The organism is Paraburkholderia mimosarum LMG 23256 = NBRC 106338 (genome assembly GCF_000739815.1).
Taxonomy (GTDB): Bacteria; Pseudomonadota; Gammaproteobacteria; order Burkholderiales; family Burkholderiaceae; genus Paraburkholderia; species Paraburkholderia mimosarum.
On the sequence record NZ_BBJJ01000310.1, the window covers coordinates 1 to 1,308 of the forward strand.

General features: G+C 58.3%; 2 protein-coding genes. One reads left to right on the plus strand and one right to left on the minus strand.

The features are described from left to right. Nucleotides 1-284, minus strand: a 284-nt coding sequence (locus BMI01S_RS37590) for a transposase (RefSeq protein WP_042293520.1), incomplete at its 3' end; no start/stop codon positions are given. 38 nt (nt 285-322) lie between these two features. On the opposite strand from BMI01S_RS37590, the gene BMI01S_RS37595 reads away from it, so the two are divergent. Continuing rightward, the gene (locus BMI01S_RS37595; protein ID WP_244145492.1) at nt 323-796 is read left to right on the plus strand and encodes a nucleotidyltransferase domain-containing protein; all 474 of its coding nucleotides are present in this window, start codon (nt 323-325) and stop codon (nt 794-796) included. Nucleotides 797-1,308: the final 512 nt, after the last annotated feature.

Here is a 1,308-nt window from a genome sequence, read left to right on the forward strand (position 1 = left end):
CCCGGGTAGGCGAGTTTGCCCAGGCTGAGCGCGAAGCCCTGCAGAGCGCGCAGCGGCAGTTGAAAAACCTGCTTGAGGCCGAGCAGCATCTGGATCGCCGCATCACTGTAGACACGCGGTCGGCCGCGCCTGGTCGGGCCAGCCTCGGATACCTGCGTCGGTACGCTTTCATCAATCCACATGGTCACGTCGCCTCTCGCGATCAAACCGGCGTTGTATTCTCGCCAGTTCCTGACGCGGTACGCCCCTTTGGGCTCGCTTGCCTTGCGTTCGTCCTTGCGCATCTTCTCGGCGAAAAAAGCAAGAATCTACGCAGTTCGAAGTGAAGTTAACATCCTGGTCAACCCGAGCGTTGCGCGTAAACGTCAAGACCCCGCGAAGCAGCCTGATTTCTGCAACAACGCCCCTTGTAACCATCCCGAAAGATGAGTCCGGGCTGGATGAGGCGGTGGCCGATCTTCGCGTGCCGAACCCGGCGAGTTTCATGATCCAGAAGCTTCTGATCCGGGACAAGCGGGTGGGACAAAAGCGCGCTCAGGACGTGCTCTACATCCACGACACGCTCCAGCTCTTCTACGGAGCGATCGAGACCGACCTCGTCCCGATCTGGAAGGAACTTGAGGGCACGCTGCATGCAAACCAGCAAAAGTCAGTTCGCGACGGCGTCAGGGAACTGTTTTCAGGGATGAACGACGTCATCCGCGAAGCGGCGGCGATTCCAGCTGACAAGCGGGACCCTGAGGCAATGCTTCAGCTGTGCAGGGAAGGCTTCGAGGACCTCTTCGGCGAGGTCTAGCCCGATCTGCCAGTTAGCCGAATGCTCATGCTTCGCTCGTGCCGGTCTCGGTGGGCTTGCCCGAAGCGGTGGCCCGAGTCATATTTCCGTTCAACGGGAATTTTTGGCCAGTCGCTGGACGATCCTTGTGTTCGATGAGCCGGTTCAACACCGGCGCGAGCGCATCGTCGGAGTTCTTCCCGTAGATGAGCGCATAAAATTGTCCGCTTCTGCATGCCAGGCGGGAGTTTGGTCTCGACATTGAACGGTTTGTCAAAGAAGCATTTGAGCGGCGCAATCGGTTAGACGCGGAAACAGCAGGCGATATTCCACATCACGCGTTGATTTGCAGCCTCCGGACGACAAATATCGCATCAGCCAACTTCGACTATTCGCATGAGCAGATTCAGTAGCCTCGGTACCACACCGAATCACACACGAAGTGCGCTTCGTCGACGATTCACCAAACTGCTTCTCCCGGAAGGACCACGGTCGAGACACCTCGCACCTGACCTAAGCCCGGAGGGTCGTAT